The organism is Kingella bonacorsii, assembly GCF_016623605.1.
GTDB classification, from domain to species: Bacteria; Pseudomonadota; Gammaproteobacteria; order Burkholderiales; family Neisseriaceae; genus Kingella_B; species Kingella_B oralis.
In genome coordinates this window covers 37,891-59,581 of sequence record NZ_JAEHNZ010000006.1, presented here as the reverse complement: position 1 = coordinate 59,581, position 21,691 = coordinate 37,891, and the positions used below count along the sequence as shown (strand labels likewise).

Below are 21,691 nucleotides of genomic sequence, written 5' to 3'. Positions count from 1 at the left end.
TACACGTTTCAGGCTGCCTTATCTGTTTACCGGCGCATCCACGCCACGACCACACAAAACCTTAACCCAACCATTCCCCGTCGTAGAGCCGCGCCTAGCAACCAAAAATGTCGGCGAGCCGCCGACGCTCCATTTTCAGGCTGCCTCATCCTTAGCCCATCATCACTTTTCAGGCTGCCCATTGTTCACATACAAAAGCAGCCTGAAACCGCATTCACACGTTTCAGGCTGCCTTTTATCTCGCTCGCCTCACCCGATTTTGTCCTGCGCCATTGGAAAATCCGCCGCGCCCACCAGCACATCCCAACCGCCCGCCGCCAACACGCGCTCTTTTTCAGGCTGCCCGTTCAGCCAGCCGCATACGTCTTGCCAATAATAGGCATCGGCACGCCGCTTTTCCTGCGGGTCGGGCGCATCGCGCCGTTTGACGCGCACCGCCGCGCCCGTTGTTGCGCCGTGTTCCAGCAGCAGCCAAATGCTGCCTTCTCGGGTGCAGGGGTAGCCGGCGTGGTGCTCGTAGCACCAGCCGACCGCCGCCTGACCGCCTGCGTGTAACGACAAGGCGGCGGCGAGCAGCGGGTAAAACTGGCGGTTCGGGCGGTTGTCGGCGGGGACGAATACAGTTGCGCCGCTGCTGCCGAGCATCTGCGCGGCGTGGAACGACGGGGCGTTGTGCAGGTTGGCGATGAAGTCAAAAGGCATGGCGGCGGCGTGGTTCAGCACGTTGTCGGTCATTTTTTCAAATACCGACGGCGATGAAAACGGGGCGGCGGTATAAACGGCGCAATCGGGCGCAACGGGGCGGATTGGTTTGAGCAGGTTTGCGCCGAGCGCGGCAAGCAGGCTCAGGCGGCTGAAACGGCGCGGGTCTTGCCCGCTTTGCTGTTGCAGCGCGACTTTGAGGGGTTTGCCGCCGACTGAGGCATCGGTGTCGAAGCGGGCGGCGGCGGTGATGCGGATGTTTAAGTCTAGGATGTCCATTGCCAGATGCTTGCGGTGTTGCTGCCGCCGAAGCCGAAATGGTTGGCAAGGCAGTAAAGGTCGTCTGAAAGGGGGATTTCGCGCCCGCAGATGCCTGCTAGCTTGTGGCTACGGAGTGCTTGGGCAAGCAGGGCGGTTTCCAGCGCGGCACTTGCGCCGAGAGTGTGCCCGATTTGCGGTTTGAACGCCGCCAGCGGCGGGGGCGTGCCGAATACGCGGTTGAGCGCGGCCAGTTCGGCGGCATCGGTGTCTGCCGTGCCGATGCCGTGGGTTTTGACAAAGGCGATGCGGCTTGGGGCGAGATTGGCTTGCGCCAATACGCTGAGGAGCAGGCGGGTTTGTGTTTCGGCATCGCTTTGCACGAGATAGCCGCCTGTGTTGGCGGCGGCGGCGATGAGTTTCAGGCGGGCTTTCTGCGGTGGCGCACCGGCGGACAATGCCAATGCTGCCGCGCCTTCGCCCAATATCAAGCCGTCGCCGCCGAAGGGGCGGTATTCGTCTGCAAACAAGCCGAGGCTGTGGAAATGCAAGAGCGTGAGGCGGTTGAGGTTTTCTATGCCCAGCACAAACGCGCGTTCTGCCAGCCCGTGCGCGAGAAAGCGGTGCGCCTGCATCAGGGCGTGGGCGGACGAGGTGCAGGCGGTGGCGGTGTTGAAGATGCTGCGGTTGCCGCTGCGGCGGGAAAGGTCGTCTGAAAGATAGAGCAGATGGTGTCCCGCATGGGGTTCGCCCACCAAGCGGCGGTTTTCGTATTCAGAAATGAGATATGCGCTGGATGCGATGAAAACGGGCGCGGTGTGCCAGCTTTCAGACGGCCAGCCTGCGTTTTCGGCGGCGCGGCGCAGGTGCTGCTCGGCGATGTCGGCAAGCTCGGCGCGGGACAGGCTGTCGGACGCGAAGGCGCGGTAGTATCGGGCGTGCTGCGGCTGTCCCAAAAAGGTGAAATCTATGGTTTCAGGCTGCCTGAAAACGCGCTGCGGGTTTGCCGCGCTGGTTGCCGCCATGCCGCACAGCCACGTCATGCGCCATGCTCCGCGCGGACAAACGCCGCCAAATCGCGCACGCACATCATGTGTTTGCGCACCATGCGGTCGCCTTGCAGGCGCACGGCGAAATGCTGCTGCAACGCCACGCTGATTTGCAGCGCGTCCAGCGAATCCAAGCCGACGGGGCTGTCGTCGCCGAACAGCATCAGGTCGTCTGAAAAATCGGGCAGGTCAATCACATCGGTTTTGTCGGCTTCCTGCAAGATGAGTTTTTTTAATTCGGTTTCCAGGGCTTCGGGGGCTAGGGTGAAGGTGTAGGGCATGGGAGGACTTTCTGGATTAAGGTTGGGATAAATGGGCAGTCTGAAATTTTGGCAAAAGCTAAAATTTGCCCAAGCCGTGCAATGCAGCGAAATCATCTTGTTCCGCATCGGTTTGGCGGGCGTATTCCGTATCGTTGGCAATCTGCTGCGCCAAGTTTTCGCCGTATTGGTCGGCGATAAAGCCCAAAGCCATGTCCATGCCTGCCGCCACGCCCGATGATGTGTAGAATTTTCCGTCTGCCACCCAGCGTGCCGCTGCCTTCCAATCCACGCCGCTGCCAAAGCTGCTTGCCCAGCCAAAGGCTTTTTTGTTGGACGTTGCCGAGCGTCCGTCCAAACAACCTGCCGCCGCCAGCAACGCCGAGCCTGTGCAGACCGACAGACACCATTTTGCTTCGCGCACACGCGCGGCGAGCATCTGCAAAAACGCGCTGTCGGACACCAGCGTGCGCGTGCCCATGCCGCCGGGGACGAGCAAAACCGAGCCTGCGGGCAATGGCGGGCAGGCTTCGGTTTCCATCACAAAACCCGCGCCGCTGCGTATTCTGCCGCCGTTTGGCGACACATAATGCAGTGCGCTATTGGGAATACGCCCGAGAAAATCTGCCGGACCGATTAAATCAAGTGCGGTGTAGTTGTGGTAAACAAGACAGTAAATTTCAATAGAATTCACGGTTGTCCTTTCTAAATTGTGATGTGCGGCAGCCTGAAAACGGGGTTGGCGTTAATAATCAATGGTTTCAATAAATTCAGAATTTGTAGGTCGGGCATTTATGCCCGACGTTTTTTAAATCCGCCCATGTTTGTCGGGCATCAATGCCCGACCTACGGGCTTTCAGACGACCTTTCAGGCAGCCTGAAACTAAAACCGCACCTGCGTCCGCAACTGCCTTTGATAAACCACCACAGCCGCCGCGAGCGACACGGCGGCAAACCCCGCCAGCAGCGCAAGATAGGGCACGATGCCGTGCAAACCGCTGCGGTTGAGCAGCAGCGCCTGAAACGCTTTCAAGCCCCAAGCCATCGGCGACACCCAAGTGATGTGCTGCATGGTTTCGGGCATCACATGGGCGGGTACCATAATGCCGCCGAGCGCCGCCATCAGGATGATGCCGCCGCCGCCCAGCACCACGGCGTGTTCGGTGGATTTGGCGCACACGCTGATGAAGAGCGCGTAGCCGAGCGCGGCGGCGGATACGGCGGCAGACAACAGCGCGTAAGGCGCAAGGCTGCCGTTCAACATCAATGCGCTCACGCCGATTTCGGGCAGCAGGTAACGCCCGAGCAGCAGCATGCCGGCAAACTGCAACTGGTTAATCAGAAAATACGGCACGAGTTTCGCTGCAATCAGCCCCGCCGCGCCCGCACGCGCCAGCCGGAGCCGCGTAATCGTATTGGTCTGCCGCTCCAAAGCCATCACGTTGGACAGCGGTATCATGATGAAAAACATACCGAAAATCAGCCAAGCGGGCACGCTGTGCTGAACGGCGTTGGGCTTGGCGACCGCGCCGCTGCCCGCGCTCAGGTAGTGTTCTTCCAGCATCGGTTTGCCCAAAAACGCGCTGACGGCATCAAGCTGTTCGGCGTTTTTTTCGTCTATTTTCTTTTGGATGTCTTGGCGGATGGCGGCGGGCAGTTTTTTGTTGTCGATTGTGATGCCGCTGTTGTCAAAATAGGCATTGATGCGGGTTTCGGTGTAATGCTGCTGCAACACGCCTTTCACCGCCGCCAGCCACGAAGGCTCGGTATCGGGCGCGACATAAACCTGCAAGGGTTTGCTGTCGGCGAGCTTGTCGGCGGCACGGTTGGGATTGTGCAAAACCAGTTGGAAACGCCGGTCGTGCAAACCGCTTTGCGCGTCGTCGAGTTTTTCAGGCTGCATCAGGGTTACCTGAATATCATCTTTTGCCAAACCGGCGGCAAACTGCTTATTGACCGCGTCGTCTGCAACGCCCACCAGCGCGATGCGGCTGCCGTGGTGCGGGTCGGCATCGCGGCTCAGCGCGACCGACATAATCAGCATAAACGTAATCGGCATCACGAACAAAACCGCCAAACCGTGCAGGTCGCGGCTGAGCAGCTTCAATTCTTTAACAAGGGAGGCGGCTATCATGGCTGTTCCGTTTCGCGGCGCAAAAAGTCCAAATAAAACGCTTCCAGCGAGCCGTGTCCCTGCTGGAAATAGCGAATTTGCGTGCCGCTTTGCTGCAACGCCGCATACACCGCCGCCGCGTCTTGCTGCGTTTGCATCATGCCGCGATTGTCCAACGGCGCGGCTTGCAGCACGGCTAAGGTTTTGGGCGGCAAGGTCGGCTCGGTAACAAAGCGCACCGTTTGCGCCTGCGCAGCTAACAGCGCGTCCAAGCTGCCCTGATACACCAAACGCCCGTGTTGCAGCAGCGCAATTTTGCTGCAAAGCTGCTCAATTTCGGGCAGATAGTGCGAGGTGTACACCACCGTTACCCCCTGCCGCGTCAAATCCGCCACGCTGTCCAAAATAAAGCGGCGCGACTGCGGGTCGATGCCCACGGTAATCTCGTCGAGAAACACCAGCTGCGGCGCGTTGACCAGCCCGACGGCAAAGTTCAGACGGCGTTTCAGCCCGCCCGAAAGATGCTTGGCGGCTTTGTGCGCGTGTTCCTGCAAGCCCGCCTGTTCTATTAGACCGCGCAGCTTGTTCTTATCGCGCATTTTGTAAAGCGAGGCGAAAAACAGCAGGTTGTCCCACACCGAAAGCTGCGGATAAAACGCGAAATCCTGCGGCACCAGCCCGATTTTCTGCCGCTCGACGCGGGAAAGGCGGTGCAGCGGTTTGCCGTCAAACAAAACCGCACCGTGGCGCACCGGCTGCAAGCCCGCCAGCAGCGACATCAGCGTGGTTTTGCCCGCGCCGTTGTGCCCGAGCAGCCCCAAGCATTCGCCATCGGCAATGTCAAACGACACATTATCGAGCGCGGGCGCGGCGGCGCGGGGGTAGCGGTGGGAGAGGGATTGGATTTGAATCATGGGGCGGCTCGTTTCAGGCTGCTTTGCGTTTCAACGCCCGCCACAACGCTTCTTCTTTATCGGCAATCCCGCGCAGGAAGGCGGCGATTTCGGCGCAGCCGTTTTCAGACGGCTTTTTGCATTGTTTGACGCACAGGGCGGCAAATTGCCGCCATTGGTCGCCGATGGCGGTCATGGTTTCCGAGGCAGCCTGAAAAGCGGGTTCTCCGCAGATTTGCGCCGCCTGTTCCAGAAAATAGGCGTAGATGTAGCGGAAGCCTGCGCCGCCGGTGCCGATTTCTTCCTGCATCCGCACCAGATGGCCGAGAAAGAGTTTTTGGTATTTTGCGTTGTGTTTGGCGGGCAGTTTTTCAATGGTTTGGGCGACGGTGCGGATGCCTTTTACGCCGACGAAAAACACGGGCGCGAGCATATGGCGGGCGTTTTTGCGGATGGCGCGGCGGATGATGGCGGGCAGGGTGGCTTGGATGTTTTCAGGCTGCTTTTGGCTGTCCAAGGTGTACATCATGCCTTTGGCGGCGAGCGCGCCTTTGGCAAAGCGGGCGCGCTGCAAATCGTCGCTTGGGCAACGCTGCACGCTTTCAAACACGGGGTCGCTAATCAGATAATCACCGCCGTCTTTGCCGTACACCAAGAGGTTGTGAGCGTTGAAGTGGAAGCGCATCTGCGGCGGGAAATAGGGCAGCCAGAAAACGGAGGTTTGCAGTCCTGCGAGTTTGCCTGCGGCCAGCGCGTTGTCGAGCGCGGCTTTGCCTTCTTCGGGGCGGGCGAATTTCTGCACGCTGAGTTTCAGCCCGAGCGCCCGGCTGGTGCGTTTGATGATGCTGCGCGGCGGGCAGCGGTAGGAAACCAGCGGCATGCCGTTAAGTTTGACAACGGGCAGCCACACGAAGGTGAGCGCATGGGCGATGCCGAAAACGAGGGCTTCGTTGAGCGGGTAGCCGCTGTGGTTGAGCAGGGTGGACATCACGCCGCTTTCGCAATGGGCGGTGTGCTGGTGGGGGAAATCGGTCATAAAGGGTCTCGAAGGTTTCAGGCTGCCTGAAACGGTTAATCGGTTTGTTTGAGCTGTTCTACGCTGAGGTTGAGTGCGTCGGCGTATTGCTGCAACGCGCGCGCGGGCAGCTTAGCAAACACATCGGGGCGCAGGTGGCGGCGCGTTTGCCATTGCCAGAAGCCTGCGGCGGCGGCCAGGCTGGCGATGTCGTGACGGGCGCGGTACATCTGGTAATACAGCGGGGAAAATTCGCCGCGCAACACGGCGGCGCGGGCGGCTTCGGTTTGCGCGTCCAGTTCGTGCACGGCAAGCGCGGTGGCGTAGGCTTCGTCTGCCCAGCCGCTGCTGGTGGCGGCTTGGTAATGGCCGCCGTGCGTGCCGTAGATGATTTTTTTGTGTCCGCCGTAGCTTTCGCTTTGGTCTTGGGGGATATCGTCGATGTCCATTTTCAGGCTGCCTCCAACAACATGAAACAAGTGGAAAACCGACCGCTCTCGGGGATGTAGCACAGCACTTTCTGCCCGCGCTCAACGGGGAAACGGCGCATGAATTCTTCCAGAATGATGTAAATGGAAGCCGAGCCGGTGTTGCCTTTTTCTGCAAGGTTGGTGAACCATTTTTCCTGCACAATCGGCAAGCCTGCGTTGGCCAGCCCTGCGGCGACTTTGTCGCGGAAAAAGCCCGATGAGTAATGCGGCAGGAACCAGTCGATGTCTTCGGTTTTCAGGCTGCGTTTGGCGATGATTTGCACCAGCGGTTTTTCTATGGTGTAGGGGATGATGTGTTCGTTGAGCAGCTTCACGTCCTGCTTCACCGCCATGATGCTGCTTTGCGCGCGCTCGTCTGCGCCGACGGTTTTCCAGCCGTGGAACGCGCCGTCGCGGATTTCTGCGCCGGCATACATGCAGGGCGGCATTTCGTTGGCGTAGGACAATAGTTCTATCCAATGGATTTTGAAATTCAGGCTGCCAGCAACGGGGCGGTCGGCAAGCAGTGCCGCACCCGCGCCGTCGGAAAGCATCCAGCGCAGGAAGTCTTTTTCAAAGCCGATTTCGGGCGTGGCGTGGTGCAGCAGCCTGAAATTGGTTTCGCTTTGGAAGATTTCGCCGCGCATGATGGCGGAGGCGTTTTCCGAGGCAACGGCAATGGCGGCGGCGTGTTCGCCCGTTTTCACAGCTTGGTAGGCGTATTTCATCGCCGCCATGCCCGAAACGCATACGCCCGCCAGCGAAACGGTTTCGCACGGCGGCATATTACTCAAACCGTGTACCATCACGCCGTGTCCCGGCATGGTTTGGTCGGGGTAGGACGTGGCGCAGGCAAGGCAGGTGGCTTCGCGGGCTTCGGCGGGTAGGCGGCGCAGGGCTTCTGCGGCGAGTTCGGCGTTGGTGTGGGTGGCGGCGCGGGTTTCGGGGTCGATGGCGTAGTGGCGCGCGGTGATGCCGTTGGCGCGCAAAATCATGCGGCGCACGCGCGAGGGAATGCCGCCCGCCATGCCGAGCACGGTTTCCATTTGGTCGTTGGAAACGGGGGCGTTGGGCAGGAAGGCGGCGGTGCGGGTAAGATAGACTTCGTTGGTCATATTGGTGTGCAAACAAGGGGTTTCAGGCTGCCGATGGGCTGTTGGTTATCAACGCATCTTGGCAGAGCTATATGGTTTTCAGGCTGCCTGTGTTTTGAGGCAGCCTGAAACGGAAAATCATTCGCCCGATGGCTGGGCATAATGGTGTTTGGCTTGGGCAAGGCGGCGTTTGAGCAGCGGATGCAGCAGTTTTTTCAGCACGATGCTGATGGGGATAACGGTCAGAATCAGCGTAATCAGAAACACGATGTACACCGCCAGCAGCGCGCGGCGCAGCAGCGGCGACACGCGCCCCGCCGCCATCAGCAGCCTGCCCCACAGGTAAAAGCTGCGGGATGCGGCTTTTTCGCTGAAAATCAGCTTTTCGTCCACCCGCGCCGCGCCCATGTTTTGAAACAGCGTTTCGTCGAGCGGCGCGCCTGCCAGCAGGGCATCGCGCAATTTTTCGCCGAAACGCGCGCCGTCTGCCAGCTCGTTTTCGGCGATGCCTGCGGCGGGCAGGCTGCGGAAATAGCGTTTGTTGCCCGTGAGCAGCCAGGCGGGCGTGGTAACGAAGCTCGCCGCCGTGCCGCAGGCATCGGTTTTCACGATGTTGCCGACAAGTTGCGCGCCGTTTGCCGCGAGCAGCGTTTTCATTTTTTCCTGCGCGGCAAGCCACATATTGCGGCAGCCGATGAGCGTAATCACGGGTTTGCCCGCCAGCAGGCGGCGGGTTTCGGGGCGTTGCAGGAAAGCGGTGATGGGCTGCGAGGGCGCGAGAAACCACACGGTATAGGCAATCACCACTGCATCGTAATCATCGTGCGGAATCTGCGGCGGCTCGATGGGCGCGGGGCGCAGATGCGCGGTTTCGGGAAAGGTGTCAAAAAACCGCCAAAACCGCCACGGGAAAGGATAAGGCTGCTGCGGCACAAGCGGCACGCAATCCGTAACTACGCCCGCCTGTTGCAGCGGCTTGGCAAAATATTGCGCCAGCGCGCTCAGCTGCCCTGTTTGGGAATAGTAAACGATTAAAACTTTTGGGACGGTCATGGTGGGGGATGCGGAGGCAAAGTGTTGAATTATAGCTTTTATGTGCGGTTTTTTAAATGAACGGCAGCCTGAAAGTCAAAAAAACGGCTTTCAGGCTGCCTTTGGCTTGATTTACAGCGCGCTTTTGGCAAATTCGCCCAGCGGTTTGCCCGTTTGGATTTGCTCAAACTGCATCACGGTGCGGTCGCCCTGTTTTTCGTCCAATTGGATTTTGCGCACGACCGTGTCGCCGCTGATGCCGATGCGGGTGAAAATCTGGCGCGTAATCGCGGTTTTCGGGGTCAGTTGCAGCGTCCATTGCTGTTCCGTGCCGCTGAGGGCGAGGTCAAACTGTTTTTCCAAGCCTTGCGTGTTGCCGCCGAGCAAATCCAAAAAAAGCTGGATTTGGCGGTTTTGACCGAGCTTGCTGGCGTTGGGGTTGGCCCACGCGCTGCCCGTCCATTGCATGATGCCGTCTGCGCGCACGCGCAAGGTGGTTGCAAACGGTTTTTCCATTTGCCACAGCAGCCCTTTTTTGGGAATCAGGACGAATTTGCCCTGCGTGGTCATCGGTTTGGACAGCGATTTGAGATAACGCTGCTGGGTAAACGCACCTTGCACGTTGGCGGGTTTTTGCAGCGTTTGCGTTAGATTGGCGAGGGAGAATGCCCACAGCGCAGGCGCGGCAAACGCGATGCCGATAGAGAAAAGGTATTTTTTCATATTGCGGTTTCTTGATTGGATGATGGGATTAAGCGGATTCAGGCAGCCTGAAAAGTGGGATGCCGGCGCACGGCGTTTAGCCAACTTTCGGGCGTTTGAAACTGCATTTCGCCCGTTTCCATGGACACGGCAGCTTGGGTGGTGGCGGCGCGGGTGAGCGTTTCGCCGCTTTGCGCGTCGCGGATGGTGTAGTCAATGCGCAGGCAGCTTTCAATTTCCACGATAGCCATGTCCACGCGGATGCGCTGCCCGAACCGGGCGGGGCGGACGTATTTGAAATCCATTTTCACAATCGGCCAGCCGTAGCCCTGCCGCGCCATTTCGTTGTAGTCGTAGCCGATGCCGGCGAGAAACGCACAGCGGGCGACTTCCAGATATTTCACATAATTGCCGTGCCACACGATGTGCATGGCATCAACGTCAAAAAAGGGCACTTCAAGCTCGTGGCTGTGGCGGCAGTAGACGTGTTTTTTCATGGTGGTGGTTTTCCTTGTTTTCAGGCTGCCTCATCGCCCCAGAAATCGTAAAAATTAAACCATTGCAGCGGGTTTTTCGCGCATTCCTGCGCCATGGCATCGGCAAATTGTTGCGCGGCGGCGGCAACTTGGGCTTGGCGGTTGCCGCGCGACCAGCCTGCCGTGTCGGCAAAACGGCGCAATTTCAAATGATAGCGCCCGTTTTCTTTCATGCAAAACAGCATGTTCACTTGCGTTTTGAGCAATGCCGCCAACAGCCAAGCGCCTTGCGGCACGGGCGCGGCGTGTCCCAAAAACCGCACCGCAACCGTTTTTTCGCCACGCACGGGCACGCGGTCGGCGGCAATGGCAAGCCATTCGCCCGCGTCGATGCGGCGGTTCAGCTCCATCATCAGCGCGGAATCCAAATTCGTAACCTGTATCATTTGGATGCGGTCGGCGCCGGCTTTTTCCAACGCTTCGTTAAACGCCTGCGCGTGCTGGCTGTGCACCAGCACGTTGAGCTTGAAACCCTGATGGTGGTCCACCAAGGCGCGGCAGATTTCGGTGTTGCCCAGATGCGAGCAGGCGAAAATCTGCCCGCGCCCGCCGCTGTCCACCATATCCGACACGCCGTCGGGGTCTTCCACCACCAAATCAGCGTAGCGGATTTTGCGCTGCCACACGGCGAAACGGTCGCAAATCGCCACGCCGAACGCGGTAAATTGGCGAAAATGCGCCATGCGCGGCAGAGCAAGCTGGGGAAACGCGGCAAGCAGGCGGGTTTGATAGCGGCGCACATGGCGGCGCATGCGCGGGGCAGTGGCGTAAAAATAGCACACGACCAAGCCGATGCAGGGGTTCAGCAGCCATGCGGGCAAATAGCGCACCATCAGCGTGGTCAGCGCCAGAAACAGGCGGTTGCCGCGCTCTTGCTGCGCCGCCCAATGGTGTGAATGCGGCGGTTTCATGGTTTCAGGCTGCCTGTGATGCGCCGCCACAGCATCGTGCAAAACAGCCGCGCGTGCATTTTGCTGATGCAGGCGTTGTCTGTCCATGCGCGAAAATGCGACACGCCGTCTTGCGCGTAGCGCACGCCGGTCGGTATCCAAACGGGTTTCACGCCGCGCCAATACAGGCGCACCAAAATCTCGGTGTCAAAATCCATGCGGTTGCCCAGCCGCTCTTCGCGCACCACGGCAATGGTTGCCGCCAGCGGATAGAGCCGAAAGCCGCACATGCCGTCTTTGATGTCGCGCGACCATGTGTGCAGCATGTTCCAAAAATCGGTGATTTTGCGCCCGTAGAGCCGCGCTTTGGGCGCGTCGTCGCCGTATTGCGGTTCGCCGCAAATTACGTTTTCAGGCTGCCTTTGCGCGGCGGCGATGAATTGGGGCGTGTCGGCAAGGTTGTGCTGCCCGTCGGCATCCACTTGCAAAACGTGGGTGTAGCCGTGCTCGGCGGCGTATTGCAAGCCTGTTTTCACCGCCGCGCCTTTGCCGCCGTTGCGCTCGCGGAACAGCACGCGAATGCCGTCTGCCTGCAAATTTTGCAGCACGGGGCGGCAGTCTTCGCGCGAGCCGTCATCAACAATCAATACATCTAAACCGAAATCGCGCAGGGCATGGGCAACGCTGCCCACGGTGCTAGGGTGGTTGTAGTGCGGGATAAGGGCGAGGAGGTTCATGGTTTCGCTTTCACGCAGCGCAAAATGCTGTGCCCCACGCCGATGTCGTCAAAAACTTCGGCGATTTCCAAGCCCGCATTGCGCACGCAGCGCGTAAGGTCTTCCGAATGGAAAATTTTGCTGTTGCCGTTTGCCATGGCGGTGAAATAAACGCTGGTGAGCGTGAGGCAATAGGCAGCGGTTTCGTAGCGCTGCCTGTCCCAAAACGGCTCCATAATGTATACGCTGGCATGCTCGTTTAATGCTTGCGCGGCGCGGCGCAAGATGCCGGTGGCTTCGTCTTCCGAAAAGCAATCCAAAAACTGGCTCATCCAGATGGCGTCAAAGCCCGTTGGGAACGGCACGTTTTCGTCCAGCAGGTTGGCGGCGTGTCCGTGGATGCGCTCCGCGCCCGTTTTGCCGTGCGTGGCCTGTTTCATTAAAACAAGCTGCTGCGGCAAATCCATAATGGTTACGTTCACGCGCTCGTCAAACGCCACGCATTTCAATGCCCAGCGCCCTGTGTTGCCGCCCACGTCCAACAGCCGCCGAACGGGCCGGGCGAACACAATCGGCAAGGCAGCCTGAAACGCGCTGTCCGAATAAAAATGGTCAAAGCCGAACCATGCTTTCTGCGTTTCACTCGGCAGCGAAGAGAGCCCTTCGTAAATGGTCGCCCAGTTGCCGAACACTTTGAGCCCCTCGGGTTTGCCGGTTGCCAGCGTTTTTTCCAAATCAAACATGCCCTGATAGCAGACTTCCTGCACGAAATCCATATTCACCTGCGCGATTTTGTCTTTCAGCAAAAACCAGCCCGCTTTGCTGAGCAAAAAGCGGTTGTCGCGGGTGTGGATGGTGCCGATGGAGAGCGAGGCTTCAAGCAGCACCTGCGCGGCGTATGCGCTGATGCCTGCCTGCCGGGCGATTTCGTCTTGCGTGAGCCCGCCGGACGACTGGTTCAGCAGCTCAAAAATGCCGTATTTCAACATCAGCCGCGATACTTGGAACACAATCGGCGCAAAGGCGATTTCCTGCGCGAGCCGCTGCGCTTCGCCTGCGGTTTGGTGTTCTTGCGAATAGCGTTGTTCTAATGCGGGGAAAAGTTTCATCGGTTTTCCTTTTGGTTTGGGGAATAAGGTTGGCATTTTCAGGCTGCCGCAAACACAATCCGTCCCGCCGCGCAAGGCTTGCCGTTGCCGGTGATTTTGAATGTGAGCTTGTTTTTGCCGGCATCGTATTGCAGCGCGACAGACACCTCGTCGTACGGGCGGATAAACTGCTGGTATTTCAGGTTTTCCACCCGCGCGATGCTTTGCCTGCCCCACGGATAACGCGCCGCCAAATCGCGCGCCCATTGCAGCTCAACCACGCCCGGCACCAGCGGAAACGAGGCGAAATGCCCGCCAAAATAGGTTAAATCCAACGGCACGCGCCCTGCGAACACGTTCGGCTCGGTTTCCTGCCATTGTGGCGCGGTTTGCGGCGCGGTGAAGGCAGCCTGAAAATCGGCGGCGGCGATTTTTGCCTGCGCGTTGCGCGGCAGGGTGTCGGCAAAACGCCAATAGCGCGGCAGGGCGGTTTTGTCTTGCGCGGCGGCGAGATGGCGTTTGAGCGCGTCGGCAACCGCCGCCCGCCCGTGTTCGCGCAGGGCGGCGATGCCTGCGGCGTTTAAGGCTGCCCACACAGCGATGCGGCGTTGCTGCGGATGCAGGGCGCAATGCGCGTCGGCAATCCATTCGTGTTGCAGCAGACTGTGTTCGATTTGCGTGAGCGAAACGCGCTTGTCTTCAAATTTGATGATGCGGTCTTTGCGCCCCAGCAGCAGAAAGCCGCCATCGGGCGTGCGCTCAACCAAATCGGCGGTTTGGAAACGCCCGCCCGACCAAGGCGAATCCGCCCACAATGCGCCCTCCGCATCCTGCCCGAACGACACGCCGTCAAACGGCTGCCATGTTTGCTGATGCCGGCGCGAGGCAATCACGCCCGTTTCGGTGCTGCCGTAAATTTCAAACGGGCGCACGGCGCAGCCTGCCAAGGCGTTTGCCGTGGCTTCGGGCAGCGCGCCGCCCGCCGACACGATGCCCGCCACCTTTTGCAAAACGCGCGGGTCGCGACCTTCGCCCAAGCGGTTGAGCACGGCGGGGCTGGCGATCCACACCGCTTGGCGGTGCGCTGCCGTGGCGGCGAGCAGGTTTTCGGGGTACACCGCCTGCGCGCGCTCCATCGTCCAGCCCATTGTGAGCGCCAGTGCAAAACGGAAAGTGAAGCCATACAGATGCTGCGGCGACACGCTGCCGATAACGGCTTCGCCATTGCGCCCGAAAGGCAAGGCGGCGGCAAGCGTTTGCGCTTCCGCCTGCATCTGGGCGGCGGTTTTGATGACGATTTGCGCCTTGCCGCTGGAACCCGATGTTTTCAAATGCGCTTCGGCATCGGCGGGAACGGACCAGTTTTCAGGCTGCCTGCCGTTTTCAGGCTGCCTTTGCGCTTGCGCGAGGCATTCGGGCAGATGCCATGCTTGTTGGTGAACCAGATTGTCGGTGAGAAAAATATCCGCCGTTTCGCCCCAGCCGATGTTTTCCCGCGCCGTATTCGGCAGCAGCAACACCCGCGCGCCCGCGTGCCAAGACGCCAACACCGCGCAGGCAAACAGCGCGGCATCGTCAAACCACAGCGCGGCAGATTGGATGCCCGCCGTTTTCAGGCTGCCTGAAAGCGCAAATACCGCGCGGTTGAAGTCCGCCCGCGTCCAATCGGGGTGGGCGGCGATAAGGTCGTGTTGCGGCAGGTCGGGCGAGAGGATTTCGGTGAGCAGGGGCATGAGAAGCGGGAAGAAGCAAACGGGTTGGACGAGAATGGTTTCAGGCTGCCTCGCTTGGCAAACGGTTTGGGTGGTGCATCGCGGCGCAAGCGGCATTTGGCAAGATATACACGCTATCCATTTAATCTATAAAAAGATTTCCGTTTAAAAAGCAGCAAGGTGCAAACATTGTAGAAATTTTTGCAAAGAAAGGCAAACCCAACGCATTCTAAAAAACGAATTGATATACAAATACAAACGGATACGTTAAAATCGCCCCGTTTACCAACCTTAACATTCAACCCTGTTTTAGGAGACGTTTATGACTGTCCGTATTTCCCGAGTTTTGCTGTTGTCTGCCGCCGTAGCCCTGTCTGCTTGCGCATCCAAAGGCGAGCCTGCCGCAGCGGCGGAGCATGAAACCGGCCGCCCTGCCCCGCAAGTTGAGCACCGCGCTGCCGCCCAACCCGCCAGCGGAACCATCTGCCGCAGCATCGGCTCGGTTGCGGGCAAAGGCAAAAACGATGCCTATATGTGCAAAGCCTCTGCCGTGCTCAATTCCGCCGAAGCGCGCGAAGTGTTAGACCCGTCCATCCGCGTGTCCTACGGCAGCACGGGCAGCTCAACCAACGTGTCGCGCCAAAGCGCCAACGCCACAGGCAAATCAACGGACGAAACCTGCCAACGCGCGTTCCTCAACGCGGTCAAACGCTTCCAATCCACCGCGCAACGCCGCAACAAACGCGCCATCCGCTTGGTGAGCTTTTACGACCGCCAGGTCAAAGGCGGCAACGAATACGAATGCCATGTGGGCACTTTCCACAGCTATGTCGTGCTAAAAGGCAGCTATCACTGATTGCTTTCATGCAACCACCGCTTGGCGGTGGTTTTTTAATATGACCGATTTGATTTGTTTGGTGGGCACGCGCGCCATCGCGCATGAATACGACCGCGCCTTGTTAAGCCCCGAAGATGCCCGCCGCTTGGCGCAATCGCCGCAACTGGAAACGCGGTTGGACTGGCGGGTCAGCCGCGCGTTAAAGCAGCGGGCGGCTTTGCCCGTGGTGTCGCTGAGCCACAGCGCGGGCAACGCGGCGGTGTTGTGCGCCGATGCGCCGATTGCGGCGGGCGTGGATATGGAAGTGATGAAACCGCGCGATTTCGCCGCGTTGGGCGAATGGGTGTGCAGCGGGGAGGAACGCGCGTATTTGCGCGGATGCGGTTGGCAGCCTGAAACGTTTTACCGCTTATGGTGCAGCAAAGAAGCCTTGGTTAAGGCGGCGGGCTTGGATTTTCCCGCAGATATGCGGCGCGTGGGCTATGACATCGTCGGCGGCGCAAAAACGGGCTGGCGCGTGGACGGGCAAACCGGCTGGCAGGGCGTGGAGCGCGTGTTGGCGGGCAATATGGTTTTGGCGTGCGTTTGGCGCGGGAATGGCGCGGCGGTGCGTTTTCGCTTGGCGGAGTGCGAACCCGCTTTCAGGCAGCCTGAAAACCAATCGGCAGCCTGAAAACTGGTTTTCAGGCTGCCTCATTACTGCTTTGCTTACCCCCGCCAGCGTTTCAACACCAGCGAGGTATTCACGCCGCCGAAAGCAAAATTATTGCTGACCACATAGTCCGTTTCTATTTCCCGCCCATCGCCGGTGATGTAATCGACTTTGCCGCAGCGCGGGTCGATGTCGTCCAAATTGACGGTGGGCGCAAACCAGCCGCCGTTCATCATTTCAACGGCAAACCACGCTTCCAGCGCGCCGCATGCGCCCAGCGTGTGTCCGAAATAGCTTTTCTGCGAACTCATCGGCACAAAGCCGAACACGGCTTCGGTGGCGAGGGTTTCGGCGATGTCGCCTTTTTCGGTGGCGGTGCCGTGCCCGCTCACATAGCCCACCTGTTCGGGGCGGATACCTGCGTCTTTGAGGGCGAGTTCCATGCATTTTTGCATGGTGTCTTTTTGCGGCTGGGTAACGTGGCTGCCATCGCTGTTTGCGCCGTAGCCGATGATTTCGGCGTAGATTTTGGCACCGCGCGCCCTCGCGTGTTCCAGCGATTCCAACACCAGCATGCCCGCGCCTTCGCCGATGACCAAGCCGTCGCGCCCCGTATCATACGGGCGCGGGGTAAGATTCGGTTCGCCGTTGCGGCGGCTGGCAGCGTAGAGCGAGTCAAACACATACACTTCCGAAGGGCAGAACTCTTCGCCGCCGCCTGCCAGCATGGTGTCAATCAGCCCGTATTTGATGGCTTCGTAGGCGTAGCCGATGGCTTGGCTACCTGATGAACACGCGCTGGACGTAGGGATAATCCGCCCCGTCAGTCCGAAAAAAATGCCGATGTTGGCGGCGGTGGTGTGCGGCATCATGCGCACATAAGTGTTGGCGTTGAAATTGCGCGACGTGCCCATGAGCAGCAGCTCGCCCATATCGCCGATGTCTTTGGTGCTGCCAACCGACGAGCCGCACGCCACGCCCATTTTGCCGTTTTTAATCGTTTCGTCGCCGAGCAGGCCGGCATCCTGCAAAGCCTGCTCCGCCGCATCCACGCAAAGCTGCGACACGCGCCCCATGCTGCGGAGCTGCTTGCGCGTCCAATGCGCGGGCGGGGCGTAATCGGGCAGCGGCGCGCCAAGCTGGGTTTCCAATTCGGGAAACCGCCCGTGCCAATCCATCTGTTTCACGGCGTTTTTTCCGGCTTTAAAGGCAGCCTGAATGCCCGCCCAGTCGCGCCCGAAGGCGGTAATGCCGCCGATGCCGGTAATCACAACACGCTTGGTTTCCATCAGCACAAACCTCCGTTTACCGCAATCACTTGGCGCGTGATATACGCCGCCTTTTCGTCCATCAGAAAGCGCACCGCGTGCGCCACTTCTTCGGGCGTGCCCATCCGCGCGGCAGGCACGGCTTTCAGAATTTCTCCCACGGGCACGTTTTCATCCACGATTTCCGTATCAATCAGCCCTGGGGCAACGCAGTTCACCGTGATTTTGCGCTTCGCCAGCTCCACCGCCAACGCCTTCGCCGCGCCGATGATGCCCGCTTTGGACGCGCTGTAATTCACCTGCCCGCGGTTGCCCGTGATGCCCGACACAGAAGCCATGCACACGATGCGCCCGTCTTGGCGGCGGCGTATCATCGGCATGATGACGGGGTGCAGCACGTTGTAAAAGCCGTCTAGATTGGTGCGCAAAACGCTGTCCCAATCGTCGTCTGAAAACGCGGGAAAGGCATTGTCGCGCGTCAGCCCCGCGTTCAGCACCACGCCGTAATACGCGCCGTTTGCCTCCACATCGGCACTCAGTACCTCGCGGCAGGCGGCGCGGTCGGACACGTCAAACTGCAACACGCGCGCCTGCCTGCCCATCTCGCGGATTTGCGCGGCAACGGCTTCGGCTTCATCGCGGCGACTGCGGCAGTGTACGGCGATGTCGTAGCCGTCTTGGGCAAGGGCTAGGGCGACAGCTTTGCCGATGCCGCGGTTGGAGCCTGTGATTAAGACTGTTTTATTCATGGGGATTTCCGATATAAAGGTTTGTGTGTTTTCAGGCTGCCTGAAATCGGGTTTATAAAGAGACCTATTCAATTCAAAAATTCAAACAGATGCGGCAGCCTGAAAACGAATGCCCGTTTTCAGGCTGCCTTTGCCTTTATTCGCGCACCGTCCGCACTTCCAGCGAATTGGTGCTGCCAGTTTCGCGCATGCGCCGCCCGCTGGTAATCACATATTGCTCGCCCGCTTGGAACACGCCGCGCTCGCGCAGCAAGGCTTCCACCTCGGTGAACGCGGTTTCGTGGTCTTTGCTGGTGGTCAGTTTGAGCGGGCGCACGCCGCGATACATCGCCATGCGGCGTTGCGCTTTTTCGCTGGGCGTGAGCGCGTAAATCGGAATCAAAATGCCGTAGCGGCTCACATGAAACGCCGACGAACCGCTCTCGGTGAGCGCCACAATCGCCTTGGCGCGCACTTGTTTGGCAACGTGCACCGCCGCGCTGGCCACCGCATGGGTGATTTCGCCCGAATGGCTCACCGCGTGTTCGTCCACGCCCACCAGCGTATCCTGTTCTTTTTCCGCCGCCGCGCAAATCAGCGACATCTGGCGCACGGTTTCAAACGGATACGCGCCCACTGCCGTTTCGGCGGAACACATCACCGCGTCTGTGCCGTCCAACACCGCGTTCGCCACGTCGCTCACTTCGGCGCGGGTGGGCACGGGATTGGTAATCATGGATTCCATCATTTGCGTGGCGGTGATGCTGAAACGGCGCAATTCGCGCGCGCGCTTAATCATGCGTTTTTGCAGCGCAGGCACGGCGGCATTGCCCACTTCCACCGCCAAATCGCCGCGCGCCACCATAATGCCGTCAGATGCTTCAATAATTTCGTCCAAATTTTCAATTGCTTCAATGCGTTCAATTTTGGATACCAAACCAGGTTGAATCGGCAAGCCCAGTTTTTCGCACTCTTCGGCAACCGCGCGGCGGGCGATGTGCATATCTTCGCCGTTTTTCACAAAGCTCACGGCTAAATAATCGCAGCCAATTTTCACCGCCATTTTCAAATCGCGGAAATCTTTTTCGGTAAACGCGCCCGCCGACAAGCCGCCGCCTTGCTTGTTGATGCCTTTGTTGGATTTGAGCGTGTGGCTGTTGTTGCACACGGTGTGGATTTCGCTGCCCACCACTTTTTCCACGGTAACGGTGAGCAAGCCATCGTCCAGCAGCAGCACGTCGCCCGTTTTCACATCGTTGGGCAATTCGCGGTAATCCAGCCCCACGCGCTCGCGTGTGCCCTCGCCTTCCAGCGCGGCATCAAACAGCAGTTTTTCGCCCGCTTCCACTTGGATGCTGCCGCCGGCGATTTTGGACACGCGGATTTTAGGCCCTTGCAAATCCGCCATAATCGCCACTTCCAAGCCGGCTTGCCGCGCCGCTTCGCGCACGATGCGGGCATTTTCTTCGTGAAACTCGGGCGTGCCGTGGCTGAAATTAAAACGCACCACATGCACGCCACCGATGCTGATCATATCGCGCAACAAATCCACGTTGTTGCTGCCCGGTCCCAGCGTTGCCACGATTTTGGTGTTGTGGCGGATGCGCGTTAAATCACGTTTGATGGCTGACATAATGAATTCCTTGTTTTGCTTTGGGAAAGTGGCGATTATACCGTGTTTACCGCGTGGTTTTTTGCTTTTGACGGCGTTTTTGAAGGATGGTTACAGCGGGGTTTCAGGCTGCCTCTGGGGGATTAGGGCAGCCTGAAAAACCATTTTCTGCCGTGGCGGCAACGATAAGCGTAAGCAAGTTAGGCTTGTGCCAAACGTTTCAGGCTGCCTCTGGGATAGCGATAGCACCCAAGGCAGCCTGAAACAAACCCGTCCAATCGGTTTACGACACTTGCAACCAAAACGTAACCGGCCCATCGTTCACCAGCGACACCTGCATGTCCGCCGCAAATTCGCCCGTTTGCGTGGCGATGCGCGCGGCGGATTGGGCGCAAAAATAATCATACAATTCACGCGCCACATCAGGCTTGGCTGCGCCGGCAAAATCGGGGCGCAAGCCTTTTTGCGTGTACGCGGCAAGCGTGAACTGCGACACAATCAACAGCTGCCCGCCCGCTTGCTGCACGTTTAAATTCATGCGCTGCGCCTCGTCGGCAAACACGCGGTAAAACAACACTTTGTGCAGCAGTTTATCGGCGATAGCGGGGGTGTCGCCGTGCTGGATGCCCAGCAACACCAGCAAGCCGTGGTCAATTTTGCCAACGGTTTCGCCTGCAACGGCAACGCTGGCTTGGGTAACTCTTTGGATTAGGGCAATCATGGATGGCTCGTTAAAAGGTTTTCAGGCTGCCTATTATAGCGAAGATAGTGAGGCAGCCTGAAAACGGAATGAAACCATTTTCAGGCTGCCTCAATACAAAAAAGTTGCTCGGACAGCTTAACTCTTGCCATAAGATTTAAGCTGCCCGAACAACCTAACGGAGAGAGCTATTCGGGGGGCACGCCAGAAAAGGAGGAGAAAACTGTCGTGCCACTTAAAGGTTAATCCAGAAAAACCGGATTATTTTTTAGCGAAGTAGGCTTCCAAATCGTCGCTGCCGCCGATGTATTTGCCGCCGATAAACACTTGTGGCGCAGTCGCTTTGCCTGTAATCGCGCGAACAGAAGTGATAGAAGCATCACGACCCAACACGATTTCTTCAAACGCATAGCCTTTTTCTTTCAACAACGCTTTGGCTTTGGCGCAGAATGGGCAGCCAGGTTTGGTGATGATAGAAACAGACTCGTGCGGTTCCCATTTGGGGTCAATGTATTTCAGCATGGTGTCGGCATCGGACACTTCAAACGGGTCGCCGTCTTTAACGGGCTCAATAAACATTTTTTCAATTTTGCCGTCTTTCACCAGCATAGAATAACGCCAAGAGCGGTCGCCAAAGCCCAATTGCTCTTTGCTCACCAGCATGCCCATGCCTTTGGTGAACTCGCCGTTGCCATCGGGCACCACGGTGATGTTTTCCGCTTCTTGGTCTGCCAACCAAGCGTTCATCACAAATGTATCGTTTACAGAGATGCACACAATGCTGTCCACGCCGCGTTTTTTGAACTCGGCAGCCAGCTCGTTGTAGCGTGGCAAGTGAGTAGAGGAGCAAGTGGGCGTGAACGCGCCAGGCAATGAGAACACGGCAACGGTTTTGCCTTTGAACAAGTCATCGGTAGAAACATCCACCCAAGCATCGTCTTGGCGAGTGTGGAACACAACGGATGGTACGTTTTTGCCTTCTAATTCGGCAGCAGTTTTGATTTGTACAGACATTTCAAACTCCAAAAAAGTTCGGTTGATAAATTTGGTTTATTGACGCGGCGAATTATATATTTTTTTTTGAAGACGGTGCAATTTATAATCGCAATAACGAAAATTATGGCAGGCTATATTTGCTTGGGCTTTACAAACGCTTTTCAGGCTGCATCCCAGCGATACCAATAGGCAGCCTGAAACTGCATAAACCATAGTAATAAAAATGCTTTGACACTATCCGCAATAATCGTTACATTCCTTAACCTTATTTGATAAGCCAAACACCGATTTGACACAGCTTGCGGGTGCAAACAGCTAAACGTGTAAACCCTATTCCACGCCCGTTGTACCGTTTGTGTGCAACGGG

General features: G+C 58.4%; 23 protein-coding genes. 2 read left to right on the top strand and 21 right to left on the bottom strand.

Going from position 1 to position 21,691, the window contains the following annotated elements; all coding sequences use genetic code 11:
* Positions 1–249 precede the first annotated feature (249 nt).
* The 16 genes from JDW22_RS12945 to JDW22_RS12870 form a co-directional block, all read right to left on the bottom strand.
* On the bottom strand, positions 250–981 hold the full coding sequence (locus JDW22_RS12945; protein ID WP_200523384.1) for a hypothetical protein: 732 nt from the start codon (positions 979–981) through the stop codon (positions 250–252).
* On the bottom strand, positions 969–2,003 hold the full coding sequence (locus JDW22_RS12940; RefSeq protein ID WP_200523383.1) for a beta-ketoacyl synthase N-terminal-like domain-containing protein: 1,035 nt from the start codon (positions 2,001–2,003) through the stop codon (positions 969–971). The genes JDW22_RS12945 and JDW22_RS12940 overlap by 13 nt, the downstream gene beginning before the upstream one ends.
* Entirely contained in the window at positions 2,000–2,290 is a 291-nt protein-coding gene (locus JDW22_RS12935; RefSeq protein ID WP_200523382.1) for an acyl carrier protein, read from the bottom strand. The genes JDW22_RS12940 and JDW22_RS12935 overlap by 4 nt, the downstream gene beginning before the upstream one ends.
* Before the next feature lie 58 nt (positions 2,291–2,348).
* Positions 2,349–2,963: a DJ-1/PfpI family protein gene (locus JDW22_RS12930; RefSeq protein WP_200523381.1), complete on the bottom strand. Its 615-nt coding sequence runs from the start codon at positions 2,961–2,963 to the stop codon at positions 2,349–2,351.
* A 189-nt stretch (positions 2,964–3,152) separates the two neighbouring features.
* Positions 3,153–4,403, bottom strand: a complete 1,251-nt coding sequence (locus JDW22_RS12925) for an ABC transporter permease (protein WP_200523380.1) — start codon at positions 4,401–4,403, stop codon at positions 3,153–3,155.
* Positions 4,400–5,296, bottom strand: coding sequence for an ABC transporter ATP-binding protein (locus JDW22_RS12920; protein ID WP_200523379.1), 897 nt, complete (start codon positions 5,294–5,296; stop codon positions 4,400–4,402). Before JDW22_RS12920 ends, JDW22_RS12925 begins: the two co-directional genes overlap by 4 nt.
* A 13-nt stretch (positions 5,297–5,309) precedes the next feature.
* Positions 5,310–6,311, bottom strand: coding sequence for a BtrH N-terminal domain-containing protein (locus JDW22_RS12915; RefSeq protein ID WP_200523378.1), 1,002 nt, complete (start codon positions 6,309–6,311; stop codon positions 5,310–5,312).
* 35 nt (positions 6,312–6,346) lie between these two features.
* Complete coding sequence (locus JDW22_RS12910; RefSeq protein ID WP_003797965.1) at positions 6,347–6,739, bottom strand: hypothetical protein; 393 nt, start codon at positions 6,737–6,739, stop codon at positions 6,347–6,349.
* A gap of 2 nt (positions 6,740–6,741) precedes the next feature.
* On the bottom strand, positions 6,742–7,875 hold the full coding sequence (locus JDW22_RS12905) for a beta-ketoacyl-ACP synthase III (protein ID WP_200523432.1): 1,134 nt from the start codon (positions 7,873–7,875) through the stop codon (positions 6,742–6,744).
* Positions 7,876–7,992: 117 nt separating this feature from the next.
* Positions 7,993–8,907, bottom strand: coding sequence for a dialkylrecorsinol condensing enzyme (locus JDW22_RS12900; protein WP_200523377.1), 915 nt, complete (start codon positions 8,905–8,907; stop codon positions 7,993–7,995).
* A 111-nt stretch (positions 8,908–9,018) separates the two neighbouring features.
* Positions 9,019–9,609 carry a LolA family protein gene (locus JDW22_RS12895; RefSeq protein WP_003797972.1) on the bottom strand — a complete coding sequence of 197 codons (591 nt, stop codon included), beginning with the start codon at positions 9,607–9,609 and terminating at the stop codon, positions 9,019–9,021.
* A 38-nt stretch (positions 9,610–9,647) separates the two neighbouring features.
* On the bottom strand, positions 9,648–10,085 hold the full coding sequence (locus tag JDW22_RS12890; protein WP_003797974.1) for an acyl-CoA thioesterase: 438 nt from the start codon (positions 10,083–10,085) through the stop codon (positions 9,648–9,650).
* A gap of 20 nt (positions 10,086–10,105) precedes the next feature.
* Complete coding sequence (locus JDW22_RS12885) at positions 10,106–11,035, bottom strand: LpxL/LpxP family acyltransferase (protein ID WP_200523431.1); 930 nt, start codon at positions 11,033–11,035, stop codon at positions 10,106–10,108.
* Positions 11,032–11,751 (bottom strand): glycosyltransferase family 2 protein, encoded by a 720-nt coding sequence (locus JDW22_RS12880; RefSeq protein WP_200523376.1) that lies wholly within the window; start codon positions 11,749–11,751, stop codon positions 11,032–11,034. The genes JDW22_RS12885 and JDW22_RS12880 overlap by 4 nt, the downstream gene beginning before the upstream one ends.
* Complete coding sequence (locus tag JDW22_RS12875; protein ID WP_200523375.1) at positions 11,748–12,839, bottom strand: methyltransferase; 1,092 nt, start codon at positions 12,837–12,839, stop codon at positions 11,748–11,750. The genes JDW22_RS12880 and JDW22_RS12875 overlap by 4 nt, the downstream gene beginning before the upstream one ends.
* A 38-nt stretch (positions 12,840–12,877) precedes the next feature.
* On the bottom strand, positions 12,878–14,551 hold the full coding sequence (locus tag JDW22_RS12870) for an AMP-binding protein (protein ID WP_200523430.1): 1,674 nt from the start codon (positions 14,549–14,551) through the stop codon (positions 12,878–12,880).
* A 301-nt stretch (positions 14,552–14,852) separates the two neighbouring features.
* Here JDW22_RS12870 and JDW22_RS13785 point away from each other — a divergent pair, with 301 nt between their 5' ends.
* Together JDW22_RS13785 and JDW22_RS12860 are read left to right on the top strand one after the other, a co-directional pair.
* Positions 14,853–15,386: a hypothetical protein gene (locus tag JDW22_RS13785; protein WP_235965514.1), complete on the top strand. Its 534-nt coding sequence runs from the start codon at positions 14,853–14,855 to the stop codon at positions 15,384–15,386.
* 40 nt (positions 15,387–15,426) lie between these two features.
* A complete protein-coding gene (locus JDW22_RS12860; RefSeq protein WP_200523374.1) occupies positions 15,427–16,041 on the top strand; it encodes a 4'-phosphopantetheinyl transferase family protein in 615 nt (204 codons plus the stop codon).
* A gap of 35 nt (positions 16,042–16,076) precedes the next feature.
* On the opposite strand, the gene JDW22_RS12855 is transcribed toward JDW22_RS12860, so the two are convergent.
* The 5 genes from JDW22_RS12855 to JDW22_RS12835 form a co-directional block, all read right to left on the bottom strand.
* Positions 16,077–17,309, bottom strand: a complete 1,233-nt coding sequence (locus JDW22_RS12855) for a beta-ketoacyl-ACP synthase (RefSeq protein WP_200523373.1) — start codon at positions 17,307–17,309, stop codon at positions 16,077–16,079.
* Positions 17,309–18,037 carry a 3-oxoacyl-ACP reductase FabG gene (gene fabG, locus JDW22_RS12850; protein ID WP_200523372.1) on the bottom strand — a complete coding sequence of 243 codons (729 nt, stop codon included), beginning with the start codon at positions 18,035–18,037 and terminating at the stop codon, positions 17,309–17,311. Before fabG ends, JDW22_RS12855 begins: the two co-directional genes overlap by 1 nt.
* A gap of 136 nt (positions 18,038–18,173) precedes the next feature.
* A complete protein-coding gene (gene pyk, locus JDW22_RS12845; RefSeq protein ID WP_200523371.1) occupies positions 18,174–19,649 on the bottom strand; it encodes a pyruvate kinase in 1,476 nt (491 codons plus the stop codon).
* A gap of 262 nt (positions 19,650–19,911) precedes the next feature.
* Positions 19,912–20,349, bottom strand: coding sequence for a D-aminoacyl-tRNA deacylase (gene dtd / locus JDW22_RS12840; protein ID WP_200523370.1), 438 nt, complete (start codon positions 20,347–20,349; stop codon positions 19,912–19,914).
* Between the two features lie 240 nt (positions 20,350–20,589).
* Positions 20,590–21,342 (bottom strand): glutathione peroxidase, encoded by a 753-nt coding sequence (locus JDW22_RS12835; RefSeq protein ID WP_003798001.1) that lies wholly within the window; start codon positions 21,340–21,342, stop codon positions 20,590–20,592.
* Positions 21,343–21,691 lie beyond the last annotated feature (349 nt).